The sequence below is a fragment of the Erysipelatoclostridium sp. An173 genome (assembly GCF_002160495.1).
GTDB classification, from domain to species: domain Bacteria; phylum Bacillota_I; class Bacilli_A; order Erysipelotrichales; family Coprobacillaceae; genus Thomasclavelia; species Thomasclavelia merdavium.
The window spans coordinates 30,196-55,471 of sequence record NZ_NFKR01000015.1; the positions used below are offsets into that span (position 1 = coordinate 30,196).

Consider the following 25,276-nt stretch of genomic DNA (forward strand, 5'->3'; position numbering starts at 1 on the left):
AAGTAATTTAGCCTTCTACAGATGTAAATAAAAGTAGGAGGTTTTTTATATGTTACGATATCCAATATTTAAACAAGATAATGAATACAGTTGTGGTGCTTACTGTATCAAGATGATTTTAAAATATTATCATCTTGATATTTCAATTAAAGAAATTAAACAGCTAAGCAAAATCACTAGTGCTGGCATTAGTGTTTATGGAATGGTTAAATGTTTAGCTGCTTATCATATTGATGCTAAGGCTTATCAGTGTGATTATGATACTTTAATTAAAGAGGCTAAGCTTCCTTGTATTATCCATGTACTTAATGATGAGATGACCCACTATTGTGTTTTATATAAAGTTAGTAAAAAATATGTTTTATTAGGGGATCCGGCTAAAGGACTGGTAAAATTAAATCATGAGCAGTTAAAAGCAATCTTTACTGGAATATGTATCTGTAATGAACATGTAGGACGTTATGCTAAAAAAGAAAATAAAGAAGTTAATTTTAAAGAATTTATATTATTACATCTTAAAGATAATTATCAGTTTGTTTTAAAATTAGTTAGTCGCAGTATGCTTATTTCGATTTGCAGTATTTTAAGTTCGAGTTATTTTCAAAGTTTAATTGATCAAATTGAAATGATGGAGTATTGGTATATAGTATGTTTTACATTATTTTTTGCGTTAGTTAGCTTAATTAAAATAGTTGTTGATTATAGCCGGAAAAAATTAGAAATTGATATTCAACGTTATTTAAATCAAATTTATGTTAATAAAACAGTAATTAACATGCTTAATTTACCATTAAATTATTTTCAAAATAGCCAGGATGGTATCTTGATGAGCAAGGTCCAGAATCTGTTTCAATTTAGTGAGTTTTTTATTCATTTATATAGCGCTATGTTTATAGATTTGATTTTACTCATTGGTTTGTTTATCGCTTTAACGATTTATTCGGTTTCTATTGCTTTAATAACATCATGTTTTTTTATTGTTATTGCATTTTTGTTGTTTAGATATTTAAAACAGATTAATTCGATGAATAAAAAGATTATCTCTAGTCAGGAAATAATGAATCAGGGGCATTTGGAATATTTGCGAAATATTTATAATAGTCATCAGTTTTTTGTAAAGAGTTTTGCCCGTAATAAAATTAATTTTTTATTTGAAGATTATAATTATTTTTTGTATCGTCGTAATAATGCTTTAAATCGTATTAATGGAATTAGTGAATTATTAATTGGTATGCTATTATATAGTGTCGTTTTAATAGCGTGTTTTTATTATAAACAAGCGAGGTTGAGTGTTGGTGAAATTGTTTTTTTCTATTTGTTAATATCATATATGATTGAACCATTATTTAATATAATTAGTTTTGTTTTAGAAAAAGATGAAGTGTTGATTTTATTTGAACGTTATCGAGAACTGCTGCCAGAGAAAAAGACAAAGAAGATGTATTTTAAAGGGCCAATAAAACAGATTAAATTTGATCACATTAGTTATAGTTATGGTTATAGTAAACCAATTATTGAACATTTAGATTTAACAATTACAAAATCTATCTGGTTAAAAGGGGATACAGGAGCTGGTAAATCAACGTTATTGAAATTGTTGATGAATTATGATCAGTTATTAAAAGGAAAAATATTAATTAATGGAATTGATTTACAAAAAATTGATGTTAATAGCTTGTATCAAAAGATGATATATTTAGATAAAGAGCCGATTTTTTATCGAGAATCGTTACGTTTTAATCTTTTATTAAATCGTCATAATGAAAAGATGATGAATTTTTTATTAAAAGAGTTTAAGATGGAAGAATTTATAAATAAGTTAGATATGATCATTAGTGATGATGGTCATCCATTATCATCTGGTCAGGCTCAAATTATGATGTTGATTCGTTCGTTATTGAAAAGACCACAGGTTTTAATTCTTGATGAAGCTTTATGCAATGTCGACGAAACGCGGTTAATGTTAATTATGGACTATTTAAAACGTTTAGCTGGAAAATTAATTGTAATAATTGTTGCCCATCAAACAAAATTGATGAATGAATTATTTGACTGTGTTATAATTGAACATGGAAAAATAAGAAAATAGTGCCGTTAGTTATAATTTAGAAAGGAGGAAATCGAGTAGGATACTCGGTAATTTTAAAATGGAAATAGATTTTGCGTTAATAAATGAAGTAGCTGATTTTAAAGAGGATTATAATGAAATATATCAAGAAATAATTAAAGAAACAGCTAAACAATTAGAAATTGAAAGTGATTTAGAATTATCATGTATATTTGTTGATGATAATAAGATTCATGAAATTAATAAACAATATCGTAATATTGATCGCTCAACAGATGTTATCAGCTTTGCTCTTGAAGATAGTGAACAATTTTATGTTGAAGGAATGCCAAGAAGTTTAGGTGATATTTTTATAAGTGTTGATCATGCTAAGATGCAAGCTAAAGAATATGGTCATAGTATGAAAAGAGAAATGTGCTTTTTATTTACTCATGGATTGTTGCATTTATTAGGATTTGATCATATGAATCCTGAAGATGAAGCAAAAATGATTAAAAAACAAAAAGATATTTTAAATGCTTTAAAGATTGAAAGGGATAATTATGGAAATTAAAGAAATTATTGCTAAAGCTTTTAAAGCAACTGATAATTCTTATAGTCCCTATTCTAATTTTAAGGTTGGAGCATGTATTGAGATGAAAGATAATAATTATTTTTTAGGGACTAATATTGAAAATGCTGCTTATGGTTCAAGTATGTGTGCTGAACGTAATGCGATTTATAGTGCTTATTGTAATGGTTATCATAAAGAAGATATTAAACAAATAGCAATTGTATCATTTGGTAATAAATTAGTTTCACCATGTGGTAGCTGTCGCCAGGTAATGGTTGAATTATTGGCTAAAGATTGTCGCGTTATTTTAGCTAATCAAAACGAATATCAAATAACAACAGTAGAAGAATTAATGCCACTGGCATTTAAAGGAGATAGTTTAGAATGTTCAAATCAGGATTTGTAAGTATTGTTGGTCGTCCTAATGTCGGGAAATCAACGTTACTAAATAGTATATTAAAAACAAAATTAGCAATTATGTCAGATGTTGCGCAAACAACAAGAAATACTATTCAAGGTATTTATACTGATGATCAGGCCCAGATTATTTTTATGGATACGCCTGGAATCCATCGCCCTCAAGATCGTCTAGGTAATTTTATGAATACAACAGCGCTTAATAGTATTTATGGGGTTGATATTGTCTTATTTTTAGCTCCAGCAAATGAGATTATTGGTAAGGGTGACCAATTTATCATTAATCGATTAAAAGAGGCTGATGGGCCAGTATTTTTGGTTTTAAGCAAGATTGATACAGTAAGTAAAGAAGCTTTAGCTAAGAAGTTACAAAAGTGGCAGGAGTTATTTGAATTTAAGGAAATAATTCCAATCAGTGCTTTAAATAATGATAATGTTGATCTTTTAGTGGAAACTATAAAAAAATATTTACCTGAAGGTAATATGTATTATCCTAAAGAACATATTACTGATCATCCAGAGCGATTTGTTATGGCTGAATTCATTCGTGAAAAGATTTTATATTTTACCCGAGAAGAAGTTCCTCATAGTGTGGCTATTGTAATTGAAAGAATGATTGAAGATGAAGATGGCGTAGAAGTAATGGCGACTATTGTTTGTGATCGTAATAGTCAAAAGGGAATTATTGTTGGTAAACAGGGTTCGATGATCAAAAAAATTAGAACTAATGCCCAACGAGAAATGAAACGCTTTTTACAAGTACCAGTTCATTTAGAATTATTTGTTAAAGTAGAACGAAATTGGCGTAATAAACAAAAATATTTAAAGGAATTCGGTTATAACGAAGATGACTATTAAAAACGAAGAAACTTTTAAGGGGCTTGTTTTAAAAAACAAGCCCTATAAAGAAAATGATATGTTAGTTTGGATTTATAGTCGTGAATATGGCAAATTAACCTTGCTTGCAAAAGGAGTAAAAAAGATGACTAGTAAAAATGCTCCTTCTTGTCAAAGCATTACTTTATCGGAATTTACTTTAATTCCTAAAACTGGATTATCTAGATTGATCAAAGGTAGTGCAGTTGACTATTTTCGTCATATTAAAGAAGATATTGAATTAGAAGCCTATGCAACTTATTGTTTAGAATTTGTCGATAAATACACAAAAGAAAATGATCCTGATGCTAGTATCTATGATGCCTCATTATTGGCGTTAAAATATTTAAATGATGGCTATGAACCAAAATTAGTTTATTTATTGTTCAATGCTTTTATTTTAAATGTTACAGGTTCGTCGTTGGAAGTTGATCAATGTGTAAGTTGTGGTCGTCAAGATCTAATCGCTGGTATTTCAATTTTAAATGGGGGATTTGTCTGTCAAAACTGTCTTGGTAAGTATGATCGTCGTTTGGATGTAGAAGTATTAAAAGGGTTTCGTTATATTAATAAGATTCCGTTGGAAAAAATTGATTTATTACATTTATCAACACCAGTTATCAATAAATTAGTTGAAATTATGGAAGCTTTTGTTGATGAATATACTGGAATCAATTTTAAAAGTCGAAAGTTTATTAAACAATTAAAGATGTTATAAAACCCCGTTAGTCAAAAATAACTTACGGGATTTGTTTTTAGCGAACACTTAAAAATTATTTAATTTTATTACCATCTTTAAAAGCATTACCTACTTTTGCTCCAAGTTTAAGATAAGCATTGTTGACTGGATCAAAAGTAATTGGTTCTAATTTTTCAGGATCAATTTTTCCTTGATCATCTAAAACTTTTTCATCAACGCTAACATTGACGATTTCACCTAACAATAATTCTGATTCTTCATCATAACTAATTAATTTACATTCTAAAGTCATTGCTAGTTCATCAATGATTGGCGCATCAACAAATTCACTTTTAGTAGTATGCCAATTAGCTCTTTCTAATTTATCAGGAACATTATTTCCTGATACTATTCCTACATAATCAGCAGCAACTACATTATTAGCATCAGCCATACTAACAGTAAATGCTTTTTTATGAAGGATGTTTTTAACTGTTTTATGACTACTAGCTAAATATAAAGCGATTTTTTTATAATCAGCAATACTTCCCCAGGCAGCATTCATTGCATCAGGATTATTGTTTTTGTCATATGAAGCAATGATTAATACTGGACAAGGATATAAAAATGGTTTTGCACCAAAGTTTTTTCTCATCAATAATTCCTCCTAATTCTATTTGACTATTTATAGTCTAATCCTAAAGTTAACTTTAATGTCAAGTATATCTAATAATTTTAATAAAAAAAGGTCGAAATTTCGACCTAATGAAACATATCTTTTTTAATAAAGATGATTGTAGCAATTACACAAGCAATTATAGCTAATAAAGTTGGAAACCACCACACAGGTACTGGTAATCCAGTAACATTCATACCATAAAAACTAAAAATGATATTTGGGATGGACATCACAATTGTAATTACTGTCAATATCTTCATTACAATATTTAAGTTATTAGAAATAACAGAAGCAAAGGCATCCATTGTACCTGATAAAATATTAGAATAAATATTACACATTTCAATAGCCTGATGAATTTCAATCATAACGTCATCTAATAATTCTTGATCTTCATCATATAATTTAATTGGTTTGCCACGCATAATTTTATTTAAAGTAATTTCATCAGTTTTTAATGAAGTTGAAAAGTAAACTAACGATTTTTCTAAACCTAACATCTGAATTAATTCTTTGTTTTGCATTGATTTATGCAGACGATGTTCAGTTCTTGAAGATAAACGATCAATTTGTCGTAAATAAATCAAATAACGTTGTGAGATTCTAAGTAACAATAATAATAAAAATCTTGTTTTTAAATTAGTATCAATTCCTCTAACTTTACCTTTAGCCATATCATCAATATTGTAGTTTTCATACAATGAAATTGTAACAATATATCCTTTCATAATAACGATCCCTAATGGCAAAGTAGTATACTGTAATGTATCGAAACCATCAGCTTTGTCTTCAGCACTTGGATAATCGACGATAACTAATGTTTGATTATTATCTTCATCATAGTCTAAGTGAGAACTTTCTTCTTCATCTAATGATGATTTTACAAATTCAGGAACTATACCCATTTCTTCAATCAAGAAATTTTTTTCTTCTTCAGTAGGACTAACAGCATTGATCCAGCAACCATATTCTGGCTGATCGATTTTTACGGTTTTGTTTTCAAAAGTTTTGTAGAATTCTAACATAGTAACCTCCTTATTACAGGAGGTCATAATATGCCTCCTGCATTTTATTTATATTCAATTGTTGCATTTTTTCGAACGACTCGGGCTCGGGAGACATAATAACACCTTCTTTCGGTGAGTAATTATAACATAGATTGTTGAATTTTTCCTACTATTTGATGTAATAATATTGGAAAATTTTTAAATTTTTTAGTTAATAGCTATTTTAATAATAATTTGACGTAATTAAAGCTTAAGTATATACTATTGATGTTTGCAATATATAAAATAACTAATAATAAATAGTGAGGATAAATACATGAATATTACAGATTTATTGACTATAACTAGTATTGATTTAGATGCTAAAGTTTCATCAAAAGAAGAAGCAATCGATCATTTAGTCGATTTAATGATGACAACTGGTAAAATAAATAATCGCGAGTTATATCGAAAAGATATTTTTTCTCGTGAAAGTCAAGGATCAACAGGAGTAGGAGAGGGAATTGCAATTCCCCATGCTCAAAGTGAAGCCGTTGATGATTTTGCATTAGCAGCGATGGTTGTTAAAGATGGTGTTGATTTTGATGCTCTTGATAATCAAAAAGCAAAATTATTCTTTATGATTGCTGCAAGCAATGATGGTGGTAATGATCATTTAAAAGCATTAGCACGATTATCAAAGATGCTGATGGATCAAGATTTTAAAGAAAGTTTAATTATGGCATCTGATACTGCTGTTTTTTTAGATTTAATCGCTAAAAAAGAAAAGACATTAGATAAACCTGATTTAGAAAATAATGGTACTTATGATGTTTTAGCGGTGACTGCATGTCCAACAGGAATTGCTCATACGTACATGGCAGCAAAAAGTTTAGAAGAAAAAGCCCAGGAACTTGGTATAAAAATAAAAGTAGAAACTAATGGAGCTTCTGGTGTTGATAATCCATTAACTCATCAAGAAATTGCTGTGGCAAAATGTATTATAGTTGCTGTTGATAAACAGGTAGAAATGAGTCGATTTGATGGTAAACCGGTAATTATTACCCGCGTGGCTGATGGTATTAATAAACCAGAGGAACTGTTATTAAAAGCTACTAATGAAAATGTAGAAATTTATCATGACGGTGATGATTCAAAACGATTTAAACAATCACGTTTAAGAATTTTATATATGCAACTATGTGAGGCTCTTAATCGAATATTACCAATCTTAATTGGAGCTGGAGCTTTACTTTCAATACCTATTTTTATTCAGGAATATAATTTATTTAATATTAATACTATTTATGATAACCTTTTATTAACAAATAGTTATTTAGCGGGTCATTTAATTCAAACAATTGTACCGATAATTTTTGCTGGCTATATCGGTCAGGCAGTCGCTAAACAGCCAGGATTCGCTGTTTCTTTAGCTGGTGGAATTGGTATGATGATAACTGGCTTATATTATGATGGTACTAATGGCGCTGGTTTACTTGGTGGTATTATTGCTGGTTTTTTAGGTGGTTATATTGTATTAGGATTACAAAAACTGTGGCAAAAGTTACCTGAAAGCTATCAGGGCTTATCAACAACTGTAATATATCCGATTTTTGGAGTTATTATTGCATTTATAATATCTTTAGTTATTAGTCCTTATATTGGGGCATTAAATCAAATTATTGCCGTATCACTTGATAGTATGAATTTAGTTGGAAAACTAATTGCAGGAATTATTTTAGGGGCTATGATGGCAGTTGATATGGGTGGTCCAATTAATAAAATTGCCTATATATTTGCAATTAGTCAAATATTAGAAGGTAACTATTCATTGATGGCTGCGGTGATGGCTGCAGGGATGGTACCGCCATTAGTTATTGCTTTAGCGACAACGTTTTTTAAAAATAAATTTACTGAAAATCAACATAAATTAGGTAGAAGTAATTATTTAAAAGGATTAATGTTTATTTCGGAAGGGACACTTCCTTTTGTAAAAGAAGATCGTCGTTTGGTAACGGCTGTTTGTATGATTGCCTCAGCTTTAACTGGTGCTTTTTCGATGGTTTATAATTGTGGGATCAGTTTACCTCATGGTGGTATTTTTGTTTTACCATTAGTTATTCATCCATTAAGATATGTGGTAGCAATACTAATTGGTAGTCTTTGTGGGGCAATGATTTATGGTATATTTAAAGAAAAGGATGATATGTGATGAAATATATATTTTTTGATATTGATGGAACTTTGACTGATAATAAAACACATCAGATTGTTCCTAGTGCTCAAAAGGCATTAGAAAAATTACAGGCAAATGGTAATTTTGTTGCTATTGCTACTGGTCGGGCCTATTATAAAGCTAAAAGTTTTATGGAAGAAGTAGGGTTAACTAATATGGTATGTAATGGTGGTAATGGTATTGTTTTAAATAATCGTTTGATTAAAAATGCACCATTAGATCGAAGTAAAGCCTTAATGATAATTAATGAAGCAGAAAGATTAGGCTATGGAATATTAGTTGCTCCATTTGATAGTATTGATGTTTATAGTAAAAATACTTTATTTTTAAAACAGGCTGGTTATCGAAAAGAACCTACTCGTTATACAATTGATAATCAATTAGATTATCGTGATTTAGAAAATATTTATAAATTATATATTTCAATTCCTGAAGAAAAGGAATCTGAATTAACATTAAAAGATACTTTAGGTCACTTACGGTTTGAATCAGAATATTTAATGTTTCAACCAGATGATAAGAAAAAAGGAATTATTGATTTAATGACTTTGATTGATGGTAATATTGATGATGTAGTTGTTTTTGGTGATGATTATAATGATTTAGATATGTTTGATGAACGTTTTTATCGAATTGCCATGGGAAATGCTTGTGATGCTTTAAAAGCTAAAGCGGACTATATTACTGATCGTAATACTAATGATGGTATTTATAATGCTTGTCGTGTTCATGGCTGGATAAAATAATTTAAATTTTAATGGGAGTTCACATTTAATTCATACACCAGTGTTAGGATAATAATGTCGAAAGACAAACCATAATATGTAAAATATATTAATCCCCTCATATATGTTTTACAACCCAATGATGGATGATTCCCTCTCCCAAAAAAAACAACATCCATCATTAAAAAGGAGTCTCCCCTGGCTCCTTTTTTTCATGTTATAATATTACTGTACATTTTAAAAATAGTGACATATAATCATAAAAAAGAAAGGGGGATGACTATGATAGATGGTCATATGCATTTAGAATACGGGGATTTAAGTAAAGAATATGTTTTAGAGTTTGTTGAGGCGGCAGTAAAAAAGGGGTTAAGTAAAATTCAAATTTTAGATCATACACATCGATTTAAAGAGTTTGAACCAATATATTTAGAATTAAAAGAAATACCACAACAAAAAAAGTGGTTAGAAAATAAAAAAATGAAATTTAAAGATAGTTTAGATGATTATGATCGTTTGATTAAAGAAGTAAAAGCATTGGATTTACCAATTGAAGTTACCTTTGGTTTAGAAGTATGTTATGTACCTAAATATGAAGAATATATTCGTAAAGTTTTAAGTGAACATGATTATGATTTTGTTGTTGGAGCGATTCATTCAATTAATGGTAAATTATATGATATGAATTTTTCTAAAGAAATTTTATGGGATAAATATGATGTGAATGATATTTATCGTGATTATTATGATTTGGTGTTTAAATTAGTTAAGTCTGATTTGTTTACGCAATTAGCTCATCCAGATACGATTAAAATGTTTAATTATTATCCTGATTATGATTTGGTACCAACTTATCATAAACTAGCTAAGTTATTAAATGAACATCATGTTAAAGCTGAAAATAATACTGGTTGTTATTATCGCTATCATCATAAAGATATTGGTCTTAGTGATGAACTGTTAAATATTTTTAAAGAACATGGGGTGAAAATGATTACGGCAAGTGATGCTCATCAGCCAAGTCATGTTGGAATGAATATTGTAGATATTTATGAAAAGACAATGAAATAAAAAATGGTGATTTTTGATAATCACCATTTTTTATTTTATTAAACTATTGATTAATTCTTGATGCGACTTTTTATATAATAAAACAATATTACTAAAAACCGGTTGTTTTAATGATTTATAAATTAAATTAGGATGATTAAAAACTAATAAACTTTTTTTCATTAATAAGCTAATTCCTTGATTAGATTGCAATGACCCAATTAATGATTCTATGCGAGCATTCATCATTATTTTTGGTTGAAAATGATATTTTAAACATAGTTCATTAAATAGCTGATAAATATAAGTATGTTTTGGCATGCATAAGAAACTTTCATTTTGAAGATCATTAAAATCAATTTCTTTATTATTAGCTAAATGATGATTTTTAGACATTACTACTACTAATTCGTCGTGAGCAATTACTTTACTGCAATAGTTTTTATAATCAATAGAGTTTTCTCTAACGATCGCTAAATCGCAATTTTTTTGGTTGATTTCATCTTGAATTTGAAATTCTTCACATTCATTAATAACTAATTGATATTTATCTTGTAATTGATTGATTAAAGGGGTTAGACATCTTGATGCATTTAGGAAAAAGGCAGAAGCTGATAATCAGCCACTCCAAATTTCTATTTCAATAGGAGTTGATCCGGCGATTGAAATAGCGTCTTGTTTTGAATCACCAACAACGCCACTTGGTTATAATGAATTGCAAATTGCTGGCGGTTTAAGAGATCAAGCCGTAGAACTAGTAAAATGTAAAACAGTAGATGAATATTGTATTGCAAATGCTGAATATGTTATTGAAGGTGAACTGTTACCTCGACTAAGAGTTCGTGAAGATTTAAATTCTAACACGGGAAAAGCGATGCCGGAGTTTCCGGGGTACACGGGACCAGCTAATCCGAGTTTACCGATAATAAAAGTTAAAGCAATTACTCATCGAAAAAATCCGATTATGCAAACTGTGATTGGACCAAGTGAAGAACATGTTTCTTTGGCAGGAATTCCAACTGAAGCAAGTATCTTAAGGATGATTGAACAGGCAATGCCAGGTAAGGTTTTGAATGTATATTGTCCTAGTTTTGGTGGTGGTAAGTTTGTAGCTATTATACAGTTTAAAAAAGAATTACCTTCTGATGAAGGACGCCAACGTCAGGCAGCATTACTAGCATTTAGTGCCTTTAGTGAGTTAAAACATGTTTACATAGTTGATGAAGATGTTGATATTTTTGATATCAATGATGTTATGTGGGCAATGACAACTAGATTTCAAGGTGATGTTGATGTTATTACAATTCCAGGAGTACGAACTCATCCCTTAGATCCTTCTAATGATCCTGATTACTCTAGTTCGATATATGATCATGGGATTGCTTGTAAGACGATTTTTGATGGCACTGTACCATATCATTTAAAAGATTGTTTCAAGCGTGCTGATTTTATGGATGTTGATCTTAGTAAGTGGCAGGTGGAAAAATATTAATGAAAAGAATTGTTGTTGCTATAACAGGGGCTAGTGGAATCCCACTAGCGATAACCTGTTTAGAAGAATTGCGTAAAACTGATTGTGAAATACATTTGATAATATCTAAAAGTGCTAAACTAACTTTACAGTTAGAAACGAATTATCAAATAGAAGATATATATTCTTTAGTGGATGTGGTTCATGAAAACGAGGCTATTGGTGATAATATTGCTAGTGGAACATATTTAGTATCAGGGGTAATCGTGATCCCATGTAGTATGAAAACTCTAGGTGGAATTAGAAATGGTTATAGTGATAATCTGATTAATCGAGTTGTTGATGTTAATATTAAGGAACAACGTAAAGTTATTCTGGTAACTCGTGAAGCGCCTTTATCATCAATTCATTTAGATAATTTAGCATATTTAGCACGAATTCCTAATCTTTTTATTATTCCACCAGTATTAACATATTATCAGCATCCTAAAACAATTAAAGATATGGAAATACATATAGTAGGTAAGATATTAGAAAAATTTGATATTGATATTTCTGATTATAAACGGTGGGATTATAAAAAATAACAGGCAGTAATTTTACTGCCTGTTATTGAGCTGGTGTTTGTGGCTGGGTTGGCTGATTACCTTCGGTTGTGTTGTTATCAGCCGGTGGTGTAGCTGGAGTGGCTTGATCGCTAGCGGGTGCTGTAGGGGTTGCTGGTGCTTTCATAGTACCGCGTAAAATTATTTCCTCGTGACCTTTATAAACACTATAAGCTTCTTTTTTAGAAGAAATTAAATTACCGTTAGCATCGTAAACATTTCGCCATGATTGAGCTTTACTACCGTTAGTTCCTTTTTGTTTAACAGCTGTTTGTCCTTCTAATAAAGTTGGATCATCTTCGTATTTAGTGGTATATGGTGTTGAAGATAGTTGTTTACTAGTAATTTTTACATAAGTATTATCAACATTAGTACCATATATTTGAGCGGTTATTTTGTTATTGGCATAAGACATTACTATTTTAATAGGGTATTCTTTATCATTTTTGAATTTAAAATCCGGACCACCCCATGAAACAGTTGCATCACGACCAATTGGGACATAACCAGAAACATAAGTATGATTAGTTCGTTCAGTTACTTCTAAGTTAGATAATAATACAGCGTTATATAAAGTTGAAGAAGTTTGACAAATTCCACCACCTACTTCTTGAACGGTTTCACCGTTTAAATAAGCTGCTGCTTCGCCAAAACCATTTTCTTTTGTTCTTTTTCCGACAGTATTATTGTATGAAAATTCTTCACCTGGCAATAATATGATATTGTTGCATTTTTCACCAGATAAACGAACATTCTTTTTTCTAACCGCAGTACCACTAACATTAGTAGTATAGCTGCCTAGGACATCTTTAAATAAGTTTTGTTCAAGTGTTTCTTTACTAATTTTAGGTTGAATAATTTTTGCATCAACACTAAATTGTTTTCCTTCTGGAGTTTGATTGTAAAGTTTAGTAGCTTTTTTTAAATCAAATGAAGCACCTACTTGACCATCTACAATAGCATAGTTGTTATTTTTGTCCAATGTTGCATTACTTGCACGATTAGCTAATTCTTTATGAAGAGTTTCCATTTCTTTGTCTTTTGTTAAATCGTGATCAACCGGTTTGTATTCGATTTTATTTTTAAAATCATAATCATTTAACGCATCTTTGATTGTTTTGATAACTGATTTTAATTCAGCTGTTTTCCCTGATTTACCTTTGGTAAATACTACTTCATTATCTTTTATTTCATATTCTGTTTTTGTTGCAGTGTTATAAGTTAGAATATTACTATTAGAAATTTGGTTTGATAAAATATCGTCATTAGTAATTTCAACTCCGATAGTATGGTCATGATTAAAAAGATAATTATAACCTCTAGTAAAGAAATTATCGGATTGCTTAGCGATCTTTTCTACTTTATTACTAATATCAAATTGTAAATTATCTTGTAGATTAATTTGATATTCTTGTTTATCGATTGTTAAAGTAAGATTTGGATTTTTAATATCTTTATTAAATTGGTCTTGTAAAGCAGTGGTTGCTTCCTGACTAGTCATTTTCCCAACATCAATATTATTGATAGTGGTATTGCTAATGAAATCATTACCACTTGCAATAAAACATAGTCCAATATAAATTATGAAAATTAAAACAATTATTCCTGCAGTTAAAATGAATGCGCGTTTATTCATTTTTAATTTAGACATATTTATCATACTTTCACCCCACATTTTTTTATCCCCTCTATCATATACTAGAACTAGTCATAATTCAATTTATTTTCGGTCGAATGGGAAAAAATAAGTTTTCTTAAGAAATTATTAATTAAAACAAAAAAATGTGTTGTTGTATACAATTATTCAATTTTTTACTTTACAAATCATATTGTATACAATATAATGAGGTTTAAATACAAGAAAGGAAGGTATGAATATGACTGAAAAAAGAGTGTTTAATTTTTCTGCAGGTCCTTCAATGTTACCTGTGCCGGTATTAGAAAAAGCGGCTAAACAAATGTTGAACTATGAAAACAGCGGAATGAGCGTAATGGAGATGAGTCATAGATCCTCTTCCTATTTGGATATCTTTAATAAGACTAAAGACTTATTAAAAAAAGTAATGAATATTCCAGATGGTTATGAAATTGTGTTTATACAAGGGGGAGCAACACAACAGTTTTCAATGGTACCATTAAACTTATTAAAAAATGGTAAAGCTGATTATATTATCACTGGTTCATTTAGTAAAAAGGCAGCTACAGAAGCTAAAAAATATGGGGAAATTAATATTGCCTATGATGGAAGTGATAATGATTTTAAACATATTCCAACACAAGATGAATTAAAATTGGATCCTGAGGCATCATATGTTCATTTATGTGCTAATAACACTATTTATGGTACAGAATGGAAATATGTTCCTGAAACTAATGGGGTACCAATTATTGCTGATATGTCATCAAATATTTTATCAAAACCAATTGATGTATCTAAGTATGGCATGATTTATGCTGGGGCTCAAAAAAATATGGGGATTGCTGGTCTTGGTGTAGCGATTATTAAAAAAGATTTATTGCAAAAAGTTAGTGCAACAACACCAGTATTATTAGATTATACTTTGATGATTGAAAATGATTCAATGTATAATACACCACCAGCTTATGCAATTTATGTTTTAGGCTTAGTTCTAGAATGGATTGATGAAATGGGTGGTTTAGAAGTGATGGAAAAAAGAAATATTGAAAAAGCTAAACTACTTTATGATTATCTTGATAGCAGTGATTTTTATAAAGCTCATAGTGATAAGGATAATCGTTCATTAATGAATGTTACTTTTACAACTCCATCTAAAGAATTAGATGCTAAGTTTGTAAAAGAAAGCATCGAAGCAGGAATGACTAATTTAAAAGGACACCGCTCTGTTGGGGGAATTAGAGCTTCTATTTACAATGCGATGCCATTAGAAGGGGTAGAAAAATTAGTTGCTTTCATGAAAGAATTTGAAGCAGCAAATAAATAGGGGTGATTAATTATGTACGATATAAAATTATTAAATAAGATTTCTCAAGTTGGATTAGATGAGTTTGATACAAACTATTCATATGGAGAAGATGTCGAAAATGAAGATGCAATTTTAGTTAGATCAGCGTCTTTACATGATTATGATTTTAATTCAAATCTAAAAGCGATTGCTCGTGCTGGTGCTGGGGTGAATAATATTCCAATTGAAAAATGCAGTGAAAATGGAATAGTTGTCTTTAATACACCTGGGGCTAATGCTAATGCGGTTAAAGAATTAGTAATTTGTAGTTTGTTTCTAGCTTCTAGAAAGATCGTTGAAAGTATTAAATGGGTAGAGGGATTAAAAGATGATCTAGATGTAGCTAAAACAGCTGAAAAAGGTAAAAGTAATTTTGTTGGGCCAGAAATTGAAGGAAAAACATTGGGGATTATTGGTTTAGGTGCAATTGGGGTTAATGTTGCTAATGCTGCAATTAAATTAAATATGAAAGTAAAAGGATATGATCCATATATTCGAGTTGATGCTGCCTGGGCTTTATCAAAACATGCTCGTCAAGCAGCAAGTTTAGAAGAAATTTATAAAGAATGTGATTATATTTCAATTCATGTTCCTAGTACTAAAGAAACTCGTGGCTTTTTAAATAAAGAAGCTTTTGCGATGATGAAAGATGGCGTAAAATTATTGAATTTTGCTCGTGGTGATTTAGTTAATAACGAAGATTTACTAGAAGCAGTAGCTAGTGGTAAAGTTGGAAAATATATTAGTGATTTTGCCTCACCAGAGTTACTTGGAAAAGATAATATTATTATCTTGCCACATCTTGGAGCTAGTACACCGGAATCTGAAGATAATTGTGCTAAAATGGCGGTATCAGAAATTAGAGAATATTTAGAAAATGGAAATATTGTAAATTCTGTTAATTTTCCAGGGGTAAAACAAGCTCGTGAATCTAAAACGAGAATTTGTGTAATCAATAAAAATGTACCAAATATTTTAGCGAGAATTTCTAATTTATTCGCAGATCATAATTTGAATATTGAAAATATGGTCAATCGTTCACGTGGAGAATATGCTTATACATTAATTGATACTGATGATGAAGTTCGTCAGGATATTATTGATCGAATTGAAGCAGCTAAAGGTGTAATTAATGTTCGTGTTATTGTAGACTAATATAAATGGTTTTATTAAAAGATACTAAAAAAAAGCACACTTTGAAAAAAGTGTGCTTTTTATCATAAATAAATTAATAAAATTTACTAAATAATTATATGTGATAATAGCTACTTTTATTAAAATATAAATATTTTCAGTAATTTTTGTTGGTTTAAATTATGATTATTAATATATTTTACTAATTTTTATAGTAAAATTTAGTAAAATATATTGTGGTGCATTTTACCGAGTGCTATAATGATAGTGCATATTTATGTTACGGGAATAGAATGCAAATAAATGAAAGGATTGGAAAAATGAAGAAGAAAGGATTGAAAATTTTATTGGCTTCATTATTGGCAGTTCCATTAATTGCAGGATTAAATAATTCTGATAAGGTTGAAGCTAATAATGTTGCCCATGAACATGACCTGATTAAATTAGAACGTCCAGGTAGTGGTGGTGAAGCGGTAACTGGTGGTGATTTTTCAAGCAGCAGTGCCTGGCAATGGAAAAACGCTGACATTCAAGCTGTAGATGGAAAAAACACAGGGCATTTAAAAGCTGGTGTTAATGATGCATCTTTTGGTCAGGTGTTATCGTTGAAAAGGGATACTGATTATACAGTTACTTACAAAGCTAAATTATCAGAAAATGGTAATGGGGTAAACTGTGATATTCGAATTCCTAATGCTGGGATTTTAGATGGTACTTGGCAAGGTATTTCTGGAAGCGAATGGAAAGAATATACTTTTAAATTCAATTCTGGTGACCATGAAAGTTTAAGAATCGAATTTGTTAAATGGGGCGATGCTAGTGATATTGTTGCTAGTGAAGCTTGGATCAGTGATGTAAGTGTAACTGACGGTGGAGAAGGTGTTGAAGATGATACAACATACGACTTTATTTGGGCTGATGATTTTAATGAAGGTAAATTAAATGAAGATAATTGGGATTATGAGTTAGGATGTATTCGTGGTATTGAACAACAACACTATGTTAAAAGCGAAGAAAATGTTTATATTGACACTGATGAAACAGCAACTGATGGTAAATTAGTTTTAAAAGCTACTGATCGTGCTAAAGAAGATCAATATGATAATCCTCGCGATAACAGTCGACGAGTAATTTACAATTCTGGAAGTGTTCGTAGCCATGGTAAACAAGAATTTTTATATGGAAGAATTGAAATGAAAGCAAAATTGCCTAAAGGACAAGGTGTATTCCCGGCATTTTGGACATTAGGTGCAGATTTTTCTTTAGATGGTGATATTGCAGCTGACCAAGGATATGGCTGGCCACGCTGTGGAGAGGTTGATATCATGGAATTAACTGGTGATAGCGTTGATGGCAGCTATAATAACCGTACAGTATATCAGACATTGCATTATGGTACTGATGATAATGATAGTGGTAAATATGCTGGAAATGGAACAGCAGCTAGTTTAAATTCTGGAAACTTTAATGATGAATACCATGTATTTGGAATTAACTGGTCAAAAGGAAAAATTGAATGGTATGTTGATAATCAAATTGTTAGAACTGTTGATTATAGTGATGATCAAGCAGCCGTAAATGCTTTGGATAAACCACAATACATTCAATTCAATTTAGCTATGGGTGGAGCTTGGCCTGGTCCAGTTGGAACTGATTTGGCAGGAACTACTTATGATATTGACTATGTTTATTATGCTCGAAGCCCACAACAACAAGCAGATGCTGAAGCTTATTATGCAAATGTGCCAGAAATAAATGGTGCTAGTGATATTACAATGCAAAAAGGAACAACAGTGAATTTATTAGAAAATGTAACAACTGATGCTGATCATTATTTAGATTTTTCAATTAATGATGCACCAATGTTTGTAAATAACGGTGGAAAAACTGAAGTTTCTTTAGTTTGTAAAGGTAAAGATGATTTAGAAAGCTTAAAAAACTTACCAGCTGGTACATATGATTTACATATTACGGCAATTCCTAAATCAGCTAAACCGGATCCAAAAGATCCAAATCAATTAGACCGAACACAAGCTTACGTTTTAAATCGTAAAACGGTTAAATTGACAATAGTTGAAAGTGATAAGAACATTTTACAAGAAAAAATAGCTGAAGCAGAAGCATTATTGCTTAAAACAGATGTTTATACTGAAAAAACGCTTGATTATTTAAATAAAAGTGTTAACTGGGCTAAAGAAATAAATGATGATGTTAGTGCAAATCAAGAATATATTGATAGTGCAATTGCGTTATTAGATGATAGTATGGCTCGTTTAAAAGAAAAGTAGAAATAAAATTAAGAAAGGGAAAAGAGTATGAAGAATAAAAAAATGATGCGGAAAATCGCAGCTGCAGCAATGGCTGGTGCTTTGGTTCTTCCAGCAACAGTATCTTCAAGCAAGGCTCAAACATTAGATGGCTGGGTTGATGATAGTCAGCTAAATAATAGTGAAGTTGCTGCTCCTGAAGCATATGGTCCAACACCAGATGCTTTGCAATATGAATATCAAAAACAAGAACTAGCTGCATTTTGTCATTTTGGTCCTAATACATTCAATGAAATTGAATGGGGTGAAAACTATGGAAACACACCTCCAGCTGAAATTTTTACATTAGGTCCAAATGATGATTTTGATGCTGAAACTTTAGTGGAAACATTAAAAAATGCCGGATTTAAACGCTTAATTGTTACAGCAAAACATCATGATGGTTTCTGTATCTGGGCTAGTGAATATACTAAATATGATGTTGCTAGTACTAATTATAAAAATGGTGAAGGTGACATCTTAGCTGAAATTTCTAAAGCATGTAGTGATTATGATATGGATATGGGACTTTACTTATCACCATGGGATATTCATGATCAAAGCTATGGTTATTTTGATAAAGATGGTAATGCTTTAGTTGGATCAGATGGACAGCCATTAAATGGAATGAGCTGGGAAGAAGTAGAAGAAAAAGATGTTTATGATTACAATGAATATTATCGTAATCAACTAGAAGAAATATTAGGTAACGATAAATATGGTAATAAGGGTGAATTCGTAGAAATCTGGATGGATGGAGCTAAAGGTTCAGGTTATAAAACACAAAATTATAATTTTGATGACTGGTTTGCAACTATCCAAAAATACGAAGGAAAAGAAGCGGGTAGAGAAGCTGATTGTTTGTTGTTTGGTTCTGGTGCTAAAACAACAGTTAGATGGATTGGAAATGAGTTAGGATTTGCTCCAGATACTAACTGGGCTCAAGCAAAACTTATTTACAAAGATGGAAAAGCAACTGATATTGATACTGGTTGGGATGAAAGCACTGGTTATGCAGCTGGATATCCTGATGGAGATGTTTGGACAGTTCCTGAATGTGATGCCAGAATTACTTCTGGATGGTTCTGGGGAAATACTAAAAAGACTCCAAAATCAATGGAAGAACTTTCAGAAATGTATTTTAGATCAGTTGGTCATAATGGAACATTGTTATTAAATGTACCACCAAATGACGAAGGAAAATTAGATAAAGCGATTCAAGAAAGAATTGTTGAATTTGGTAATGCCGTAAAAAATACTTTTAAAACTAATAAAGCAGAAGATAAAGCTGCTTATGCTGATACTGTATTAGGTAATTCTAAAGCTTATTCAGCTTCAAATGTTTTAGATGGTGATCAAGATACATACTGGACTCCAGAAGCTGGAAATAGTATGGGAAGTGTTTTAATTGATTTAGGAGAAACAACTAATTTTGATGTTGTTTCAATTGAAGAAGCAATTCAATTAGGACAAAGAATTACTAATTATAAAGTTGAATATAGTAATGATTTACAAAGCTGGGAAACAATGGATGAAGGAACTACTGTTGGATCTAAACGATTAAGCAGAACTTCACCAGTTAAAGCTAGATATGTAAAAGTAACAGTATCTACAAATGAAGATACTTCACCATTAATTAGTGAAATCGGTGTTTATAAAGCAACAGGTGGATTAGAATTAAATTCATCTGTACCTGAAGGATTAACAGTAGTTGATAATACTGATAAAGACACTAGTGATGGATTTGGATTTACATATAATAATAGTTGGGTCCAAGAAAAAGGTAAAGATTTTATCAATGGTACAAGTATGTACGCAAATGAGGGTAGTGAATTAACATTAAATTTCCATGGTACAAAAGCTTACTTGATGGGAACATTAGATCCAAATCATGGTAAAGCAATGATTAGTGTTGATAATGGTCCAGAAGTTGAAATCGATACTAAAGCTAGTAAGCGTAGTGTTGGAAATGTTCTTTATGCATCAGATGATCTTGAAGATGGTGATCATACACTAACTTTAAGAGTAGTAAGTGATGCTATTGGAATTGAAGCGGCAGCAGTAATTGATAATCAAGGTAAAGGTATGTTCGAATTTGAACATAATGCTTATCGTGTTTTAGAAGCCGAAGATGAAAGTGCTACTTTAGAACATAAATTAACAGTTAAACGTGTTGGTGGAACTAACGGTGAAGCTGTTGTACAAGTTGAAAACAATCCAGGTACAGCAATGCAAAGTAACTATGATGCTAACTTAAGTGGTGGAACTTTAACATTTGCTCCTGGAGAAACTGAAAAACAAGTTAGTTTATATACAAAATACGATAGTCGTATTCAAGGTGATACATCATTTACAATGAATTTAGTTAATGCAACAAATGATGTAATCATTGGATTTAATAAAGTTGCAACAATCACAATTGAAGATCGTGATGTTAAAACTAAAGAACAATTAGCTGAGTTAATAGCTCAAGGTGAAATATTAAATACTCAAGAATACTTATATGTTTCTGGATGGGATGCTTTCCAAGATGCTTTCAAAGCTGCTAAAGAAACATTAGCAGATAGTGATGCTACTATTATTCAATATGGTAATGCTTATCGTAATTTAACTGTAGCAATTAATGGATTAGTAGTTCGTGATAATTATAGTGAAGAAGATCCATTTATTATGCCAGTTAAAAAAGATGAAACAAAAGTTCTTGAAGCTGAATTAGCTACATTAAAAAATACTGGTGAAAACGAAGAATATGTTTTAGCTGTTGAAGAACGTGATTGGGCAAGTAATAAAAAGATTATTAACTGCTTCAATGCCGGTGATCAAATTGAAGTACCATATAACGCTTCTAGAGCAGGTAAATATAAAGTAGTTTTAACATATCGCAGTGGTAGCGAAGAAAATAGTTTTGATGTTAGTGAAGTAGATGGAAAAATTAAAAACGTATCAGTTGTAGCTGGAAATGATGATGCAACTGTTACAAAAACAAAAGAATTTGAAATTGAAGTTGTTGAAGCTGGTGCTGGAACACTTGTTCTAACTGCTAGTACTAAAAATGGACCACAATTAGATAAATTAGATATTACAGCAAGTGATTTAAATTGGAAAGAATTTACAATTAAAGCAACTGCTGGAACTGGTGGTACAATTACTCCTTCAGGAGATAACGTTTATACAGAACTTTCTGATGTGACATATACAATAACACCAGATAATGGTTATGAAATTGAAGATGTAAAAGTAAATGGTGAATCTCAAGGAGCTATTACTTCTTATACATTTACTGAACTTTCAAAAGATAGTACTATTGAAGCAACATTCAAATTTAAATACTACAATGAAAGTACACCATTTGAATTCCCTGAAAAAATTGGTTCTGAAAATAAAGTTACTTTAGAAGCTGAAAAAACTGAACTAATCAATACTGGTGATGCAAATGAACAATGGAAATTAGGAATTGAATCTGGCACTTGGGCTAGTGGTGGTCAATTTGTCAATTGCTTAAATAGTGGCGATCAATTAGTTATCCATTATAATGCTCCTAATGCAGGAATTTATCAATTCACAGCTACATATCGTAGTGGTTCTGATACTAATAAATTAGTATGGTCTGGTGATAAAGTAATTGATGGTGAAGTTGCAGCAGGTAACAGTGATGCTTCTGTTGTTAAAACTGTTGATTTCTTAGTTGAAATAACTGAAGCTGGTAAAGGTAAAATTGTATTTACTGCACCAAGTACTAATTCACCTCAATTAGATAAATTTGATATTGTTTATTTCAGTGATAAAGAATCTATGGCTAGAGCTGACTTAAAAGCTTTAATTGAAGATGCAAAAGCTATTTTAGAAAATGCATCTGATTATCAAACTGCAACAATTGAAAATTTAAAAACAGTATTAGCAAAAGTTGAAGATGTTTATGAAAATGATGAAGCATCAGTTGAACAACTTGAGCAAGCAAAAGCTGATTTACAAACAGCAATTGATGGTTTATTAGAAGTTGTTGATAAAACTGAATTAACTCAATATATTGCAAAAGTTCAAGAAATTGTTGATAATATTGATGATTATTCTAAATATAGTGTTTATGGATTAGAAGAAAATTTAGCTAAAGCTAAAGAAGTATATAATAATGAAAATGCAACTGAAAATGAAGTAGCAGCTATGGTTAGAACATTAAAATATGGTGTTGAAAACGCTCGTAAAAAAGCATTTATTGAAGATTTAGAAAAATTAGTTGCTCAAGCAAAAGCAATTGATTTAGAAGGATATACACCTGCAAGTGTTGATGTCTTTGAATTAGTATTATCTGATGCACAAACATTATTAGATTCAGATTTAAGTTTTGAAAATCAAGATAGTGTTGATAAAATGTATGATCGCTTATCTAAAGCAATTAATTTATTAACAAAAATTTCTGATTTAGAAGAAGATCCAGGTCAAACACCTGACAAACCAGGAGATAAACCAGGTTCTGGAGATTCTGGTGATAATAATAACAACGGATCTCAAAATCCTTCTAACGGAAATAATGATAGTAGTAATCCTGGAAATGGTAATGCAAGTAAAACAGGTGATGATATCAATATGGCACCATTTATGGTTTTAATGGCTTTAAGTTGTTTAGGTGCATGGGAAGTTTTAAAAAGAACAAAAGAAATTGATTATTAAGATTTATAATAAGACATTCCTTAAAAAATGATTCTATGATTAAAGAAGACGGAAGTGTAGCTATTATTTAGCTGACACTTCTGTTTTTGTTTTATAATATAAAAAGACAATAGATTTTAAAATTATATGGTATTTTATTGTCAAAAATGGGAAATTATCTTATACTAAGGGAGATGTTGAAAGGGAAAAATGATGATGAAAAAGATGACTTTAAGAGGGAAAATTACAATATTAACAATTGGACTAGTAATAGTTGTTGGAGTGATAGCTGGTTATTTTTTATTAAGAGATCCACTTGTTTTTAAAGAAAAAGAAGTAGAAGTGGAAATCAACGAAAACTTCGATGCTTTAAAAAATATTGAAGAAGTTCGTGATGGTGATATTAAAGATGTCAAAGTTGATGATTCTAATGTTAACTATGATAAATTAGGTGAGTATCAGCTAGTTTATCAATACCATGATGAAGAATACTCAATTACTATTAATGTTGTTGATACTACAAAACCAAAATTTGATATAGTTGATTTAGATCTTGATTTAGGGATGAAGATAGATCCAGCCAGTATGGCAACAAATATCAAAGACGCAACTAAAACTAAGGTGCAATTTAAAGAAGAATATGATTTTAGCCAGGAAGGGGTTATTGATGTAGTTGTTCAAGTAATTGATGAAGGTGGGAATATTACTGAAAAGAAAGGAAAAGTTAATCTTGTAAAAGATGACCAGGCACCTAAAATAAGTGAATTACCAGTAATTACAATTGTCAAGGGCAATACAATTGATTATAATCAGGGTGTTACTATTAGTGATAATCGTGATCCTAATCCAACTTTAAATATCGACTCAAGTCAGGTCGATATAAATAAAGTAGGTACATATATTGCAGTTTATACAGTTAGTGACCGTTCAGGAAATAAAATAGAAAAAAAGCGTAAAATAAAAGTAGTTGAAAATACAACAATTGGACACAATGAACAAAATGGTGAAAAAATAGTTAATTTAACATTTGATGACGGTCCATCAGCTAATACGCAAAAAATCTTAGAGATTTTAGATCGTTATAATGTCAAAGCAACATTTTTCGTTACTGGAAATAATCAGGCATATAATCATTTAATTAAAGCGGCCCATGACAAAGGGCACACAATTGCTTTACATACATATTGTCATGATTATCCTAAAATATATGCTTCAACTAGTGCTTATTTTGATGACTTAACAAAAGTAGGAAATATGGTTAAAGATTTAATTGGACATGTTTCTAAATATGTTCGTTTTCCTGGTGGGGCTTCAAATACAGTTTCACGTAAATACTGTCCAGGAATAATGAGTGTTTTATCAAAAGAACTGATTGCTCGTGGTTATCAGTATTATGATTGGAATGTAGATTCAACAGATGCTTCTGGTAATAATGTACCGGTTAGTAAAATCGTAGCTAATGCAACAAATAGCAATGCTAATAACATTAATATTTTATTTCATGATACAGCAGCTAAGTCAACTACAGTTCAAGCGTTACCAGCGATAATTGAAAATTATTTATCAAGAGGTTATCGCTTTGAAGCAATTAATGATAGTTCATTTGTGCCACATCAAAAAGTAAATAATTAGTATTTTAAGGCTTAACTTTTACAAGTTAAGTCTTTTTGTAAATAAAAATATCTAAAGCCAAAGAATAGCAAGTAGTATTATTACTTTGGCTTTTTCATTAATATTATATTAAATCTAATGTTGAACTTAAGATACCTAAAATTAATACTATAAATATATATAATATAAAACTTGATATGTATAAATATTTTTTATAATTACCATTTTCTTTAAGAACTATAATTGTTC

19 protein-coding genes are annotated in these 25,276 nt (G+C 30.3%); 15 read left to right on the forward strand and 4 right to left on the reverse strand.

Annotation, left to right across the window (positions count from 1 at the left end; genetic code table 11):
- The first annotated feature begins 49 nt into the window (after positions 1-49).
- From B5F09_RS07960 to recO, 5 genes are read left to right on the forward strand one after another with little or no spacing between them, the layout of a single operon-like run.
- Complete coding sequence (locus B5F09_RS07960) at positions 50-2,089, forward strand: cysteine peptidase family C39 domain-containing protein (protein ID WP_087373424.1); 2,040 nt, start codon at positions 50-52, stop codon at positions 2,087-2,089.
- A 58-nt stretch (positions 2,090-2,147) separates the two neighbouring features.
- Positions 2,148-2,621 (forward strand): rRNA maturation RNase YbeY, encoded by a 474-nt coding sequence (gene ybeY / locus B5F09_RS07965; RefSeq protein WP_087300101.1) that lies wholly within the window; start codon positions 2,148-2,150, stop codon positions 2,619-2,621.
- The gene (gene cdd, locus B5F09_RS07970) at positions 2,611-3,027 is read left to right on the forward strand and encodes a cytidine deaminase (RefSeq protein ID WP_087373426.1); all 417 of its coding nucleotides are present in this window, start codon (positions 2,611-2,613) and stop codon (positions 3,025-3,027) included. Before ybeY ends, cdd begins: the two co-directional genes overlap by 11 nt.
- Complete coding sequence (gene era / locus B5F09_RS07975; protein WP_087300097.1) at positions 3,006-3,896, forward strand: GTPase Era; 891 nt, start codon at positions 3,006-3,008, stop codon at positions 3,894-3,896. Before cdd ends, era begins: the two co-directional genes overlap by 22 nt.
- The gene (recO, locus tag B5F09_RS07980) at positions 3,886-4,632 is read left to right on the forward strand and encodes a DNA repair protein RecO (RefSeq protein ID WP_087373428.1); all 747 of its coding nucleotides are present in this window, start codon (positions 3,886-3,888) and stop codon (positions 4,630-4,632) included. Before era ends, recO begins: the two co-directional genes overlap by 11 nt.
- Before the next feature lie 55 nt (positions 4,633-4,687).
- Here the strand turns inward: recO and B5F09_RS07985 are convergent, their stop codons facing one another.
- Positions 4,688-5,248, reverse strand: coding sequence for a flavin reductase family protein (locus B5F09_RS07985; RefSeq protein WP_087373430.1), 561 nt, complete (start codon positions 5,246-5,248; stop codon positions 4,688-4,690).
- Between the two features lie 107 nt (positions 5,249-5,355).
- Entirely contained in the window at positions 5,356-6,297 is a 942-nt protein-coding gene (locus B5F09_RS07990) for a magnesium transporter CorA family protein (protein WP_087300090.1), read from the reverse strand.
- A 298-nt stretch (positions 6,298-6,595) separates the two neighbouring features.
- Between B5F09_RS07990 and B5F09_RS07995 the strand changes: the two genes are divergently transcribed.
- The 3 genes from B5F09_RS07995 to B5F09_RS08005 all read left to right on the forward strand — a co-directional run bounded on the left by B5F09_RS07995 (position 6,596) and on the right by B5F09_RS08005 (position 10,290).
- Positions 6,596-8,470 (forward strand): fructose-specific PTS transporter subunit EIIC, encoded by a 1,875-nt coding sequence (locus B5F09_RS07995; protein ID WP_087373432.1) that lies wholly within the window; start codon positions 6,596-6,598, stop codon positions 8,468-8,470.
- Entirely contained in the window at positions 8,470-9,240 is a 771-nt protein-coding gene (locus B5F09_RS08000) for a Cof-type HAD-IIB family hydrolase (protein WP_087373434.1), read from the forward strand. The genes B5F09_RS07995 and B5F09_RS08000 overlap by 1 nt, the downstream gene beginning before the upstream one ends.
- Positions 9,241-9,501: 261 nt before the next feature.
- On the forward strand, positions 9,502-10,290 hold the full coding sequence (locus tag B5F09_RS08005) for a histidinol-phosphatase HisJ family protein (protein ID WP_087300085.1): 789 nt from the start codon (positions 9,502-9,504) through the stop codon (positions 10,288-10,290).
- 30 nt (positions 10,291-10,320) lie between these two features.
- Here the strand turns inward: B5F09_RS08005 and B5F09_RS08010 are convergent, their stop codons facing one another.
- Entirely contained in the window at positions 10,321-10,836 is a 516-nt protein-coding gene (locus tag B5F09_RS08010; RefSeq protein ID WP_087373436.1) for a LysR family transcriptional regulator substrate-binding protein, read from the reverse strand.
- On the opposite strand from B5F09_RS08010, the gene B5F09_RS08015 reads away from it, so the two are divergent.
- The gene (locus tag B5F09_RS08015) at positions 10,832-11,761 is read left to right on the forward strand and encodes a UbiD family decarboxylase (protein WP_087373438.1); all 930 of its coding nucleotides are present in this window, start codon (positions 10,832-10,834) and stop codon (positions 11,759-11,761) included. The two genes, B5F09_RS08010 and B5F09_RS08015, sit on opposite strands and share 5 nt — an antisense overlap.
- Positions 11,761-12,327 carry a UbiX family flavin prenyltransferase gene (locus tag B5F09_RS08020; protein ID WP_087373440.1) on the forward strand — a complete coding sequence of 189 codons (567 nt, stop codon included), beginning with the start codon at positions 11,761-11,763 and terminating at the stop codon, positions 12,325-12,327. The genes B5F09_RS08015 and B5F09_RS08020 overlap by 1 nt, the downstream gene beginning before the upstream one ends.
- Before the next feature lie 22 nt (positions 12,328-12,349).
- Here B5F09_RS08020 and B5F09_RS08025 read toward each other — a convergent pair whose 3' ends face one another.
- A complete protein-coding gene (locus B5F09_RS08025; RefSeq protein WP_239404288.1) occupies positions 12,350-14,020 on the reverse strand; it encodes a VanW family protein in 1,671 nt (556 codons plus the stop codon).
- Positions 14,021-14,222: 202 nt separating this feature from the next.
- Here B5F09_RS08025 and serC point away from each other — a divergent pair, with 202 nt between their 5' ends.
- From serC to B5F09_RS08050, 5 genes are all read left to right on the forward strand, one after another.
- Positions 14,223-15,308, forward strand: coding sequence for a 3-phosphoserine/phosphohydroxythreonine transaminase (gene serC, locus B5F09_RS08030; RefSeq protein ID WP_087300077.1), 1,086 nt, complete (start codon positions 14,223-14,225; stop codon positions 15,306-15,308).
- Positions 15,309-15,320: 12 nt separating this feature from the next.
- On the forward strand, positions 15,321-16,484 hold the full coding sequence (locus tag B5F09_RS08035) for a phosphoglycerate dehydrogenase (protein WP_087300075.1): 1,164 nt from the start codon (positions 15,321-15,323) through the stop codon (positions 16,482-16,484).
- 299 nt (positions 16,485-16,783) lie between these two features.
- Positions 16,784-18,751, forward strand: coding sequence for a family 16 glycosylhydrolase (locus tag B5F09_RS08040; RefSeq protein WP_087373463.1), 1,968 nt, complete (start codon positions 16,784-16,786; stop codon positions 18,749-18,751).
- 27 nt (positions 18,752-18,778) lie between these two features.
- Positions 18,779-23,437 carry an alpha-L-fucosidase gene (locus tag B5F09_RS08045; RefSeq protein WP_087373441.1) on the forward strand — a complete coding sequence of 1,553 codons (4,659 nt, stop codon included), beginning with the start codon at positions 18,779-18,781 and terminating at the stop codon, positions 23,435-23,437.
- A 195-nt stretch (positions 23,438-23,632) separates the two neighbouring features.
- On the forward strand, positions 23,633-25,048 hold the full coding sequence (locus tag B5F09_RS08050; protein WP_239404289.1) for a polysaccharide deacetylase: 1,416 nt from the start codon (positions 23,633-23,635) through the stop codon (positions 25,046-25,048).
- The last annotated feature ends 228 nt before the right edge of the window (positions 25,049-25,276 follow it).

Excerpts from the sequence above, each read along its gene's own strand:
- B5F09_RS07960 (WP_087373424.1), top strand. The coding sequence starts at position 50 with ATGTTACGATATCCAATATTTAAACAAGATAATGAATACAGTTGTGGT.
- ybeY (WP_087300101.1), top strand. The coding sequence starts at position 2,148 with ATGGAAATAGATTTTGCGTTAATAAATGAAGTAGCTGATTTTAAAGAG.
- cdd (WP_087373426.1), top strand. The coding sequence starts at position 2,611 with ATGGAAATTAAAGAAATTATTGCTAAAGCTTTTAAAGCAACTGATAAT.
- era (WP_087300097.1), top strand. The coding sequence starts at position 3,006 with ATGTTCAAATCAGGATTTGTAAGTATTGTTGGTCGTCCTAATGTCGGG.
- recO (WP_087373428.1), top strand. The coding sequence starts at position 3,886 with ATGACTATTAAAAACGAAGAAACTTTTAAGGGGCTTGTTTTAAAAAAC.
- B5F09_RS07985 (WP_087373430.1), bottom strand. The coding sequence starts at position 5,248 with ATGAGAAAAAACTTTGGTGCAAAACCATTTTTATATCCTTGTCCAGTA.
- B5F09_RS07990 (WP_087300090.1), bottom strand. The coding sequence starts at position 6,297 with ATGTTAGAATTCTACAAAACTTTTGAAAACAAAACCGTAAAAATCGAT.
- B5F09_RS07995 (WP_087373432.1), top strand. The coding sequence starts at position 6,596 with ATGAATATTACAGATTTATTGACTATAACTAGTATTGATTTAGATGCT.
- B5F09_RS08000 (WP_087373434.1), top strand. The coding sequence starts at position 8,470 with ATGAAATATATATTTTTTGATATTGATGGAACTTTGACTGATAATAAA.
- B5F09_RS08005 (WP_087300085.1), top strand. The coding sequence starts at position 9,502 with ATGATAGATGGTCATATGCATTTAGAATACGGGGATTTAAGTAAAGAA.
- B5F09_RS08020 (WP_087373440.1), top strand. The coding sequence starts at position 11,761 with ATGAAAAGAATTGTTGTTGCTATAACAGGGGCTAGTGGAATCCCACTA.
- B5F09_RS08025 (WP_239404288.1), bottom strand. The coding sequence starts at position 14,020 with ATGTGGGGTGAAAGTATGATAAATATGTCTAAATTAAAAATGAATAAA.
- serC (WP_087300077.1), top strand. The coding sequence starts at position 14,223 with ATGACTGAAAAAAGAGTGTTTAATTTTTCTGCAGGTCCTTCAATGTTA.
- B5F09_RS08035 (WP_087300075.1), top strand. The coding sequence starts at position 15,321 with ATGTACGATATAAAATTATTAAATAAGATTTCTCAAGTTGGATTAGAT.
- B5F09_RS08040 (WP_087373463.1), top strand. The coding sequence starts at position 16,784 with ATGAAGAAGAAAGGATTGAAAATTTTATTGGCTTCATTATTGGCAGTT.
- B5F09_RS08045 (WP_087373441.1), top strand. The coding sequence starts at position 18,779 with ATGAAGAATAAAAAAATGATGCGGAAAATCGCAGCTGCAGCAATGGCT.
- B5F09_RS08050 (WP_239404289.1), top strand. The coding sequence starts at position 23,633 with ATGAAAAAGATGACTTTAAGAGGGAAAATTACAATATTAACAATTGGA.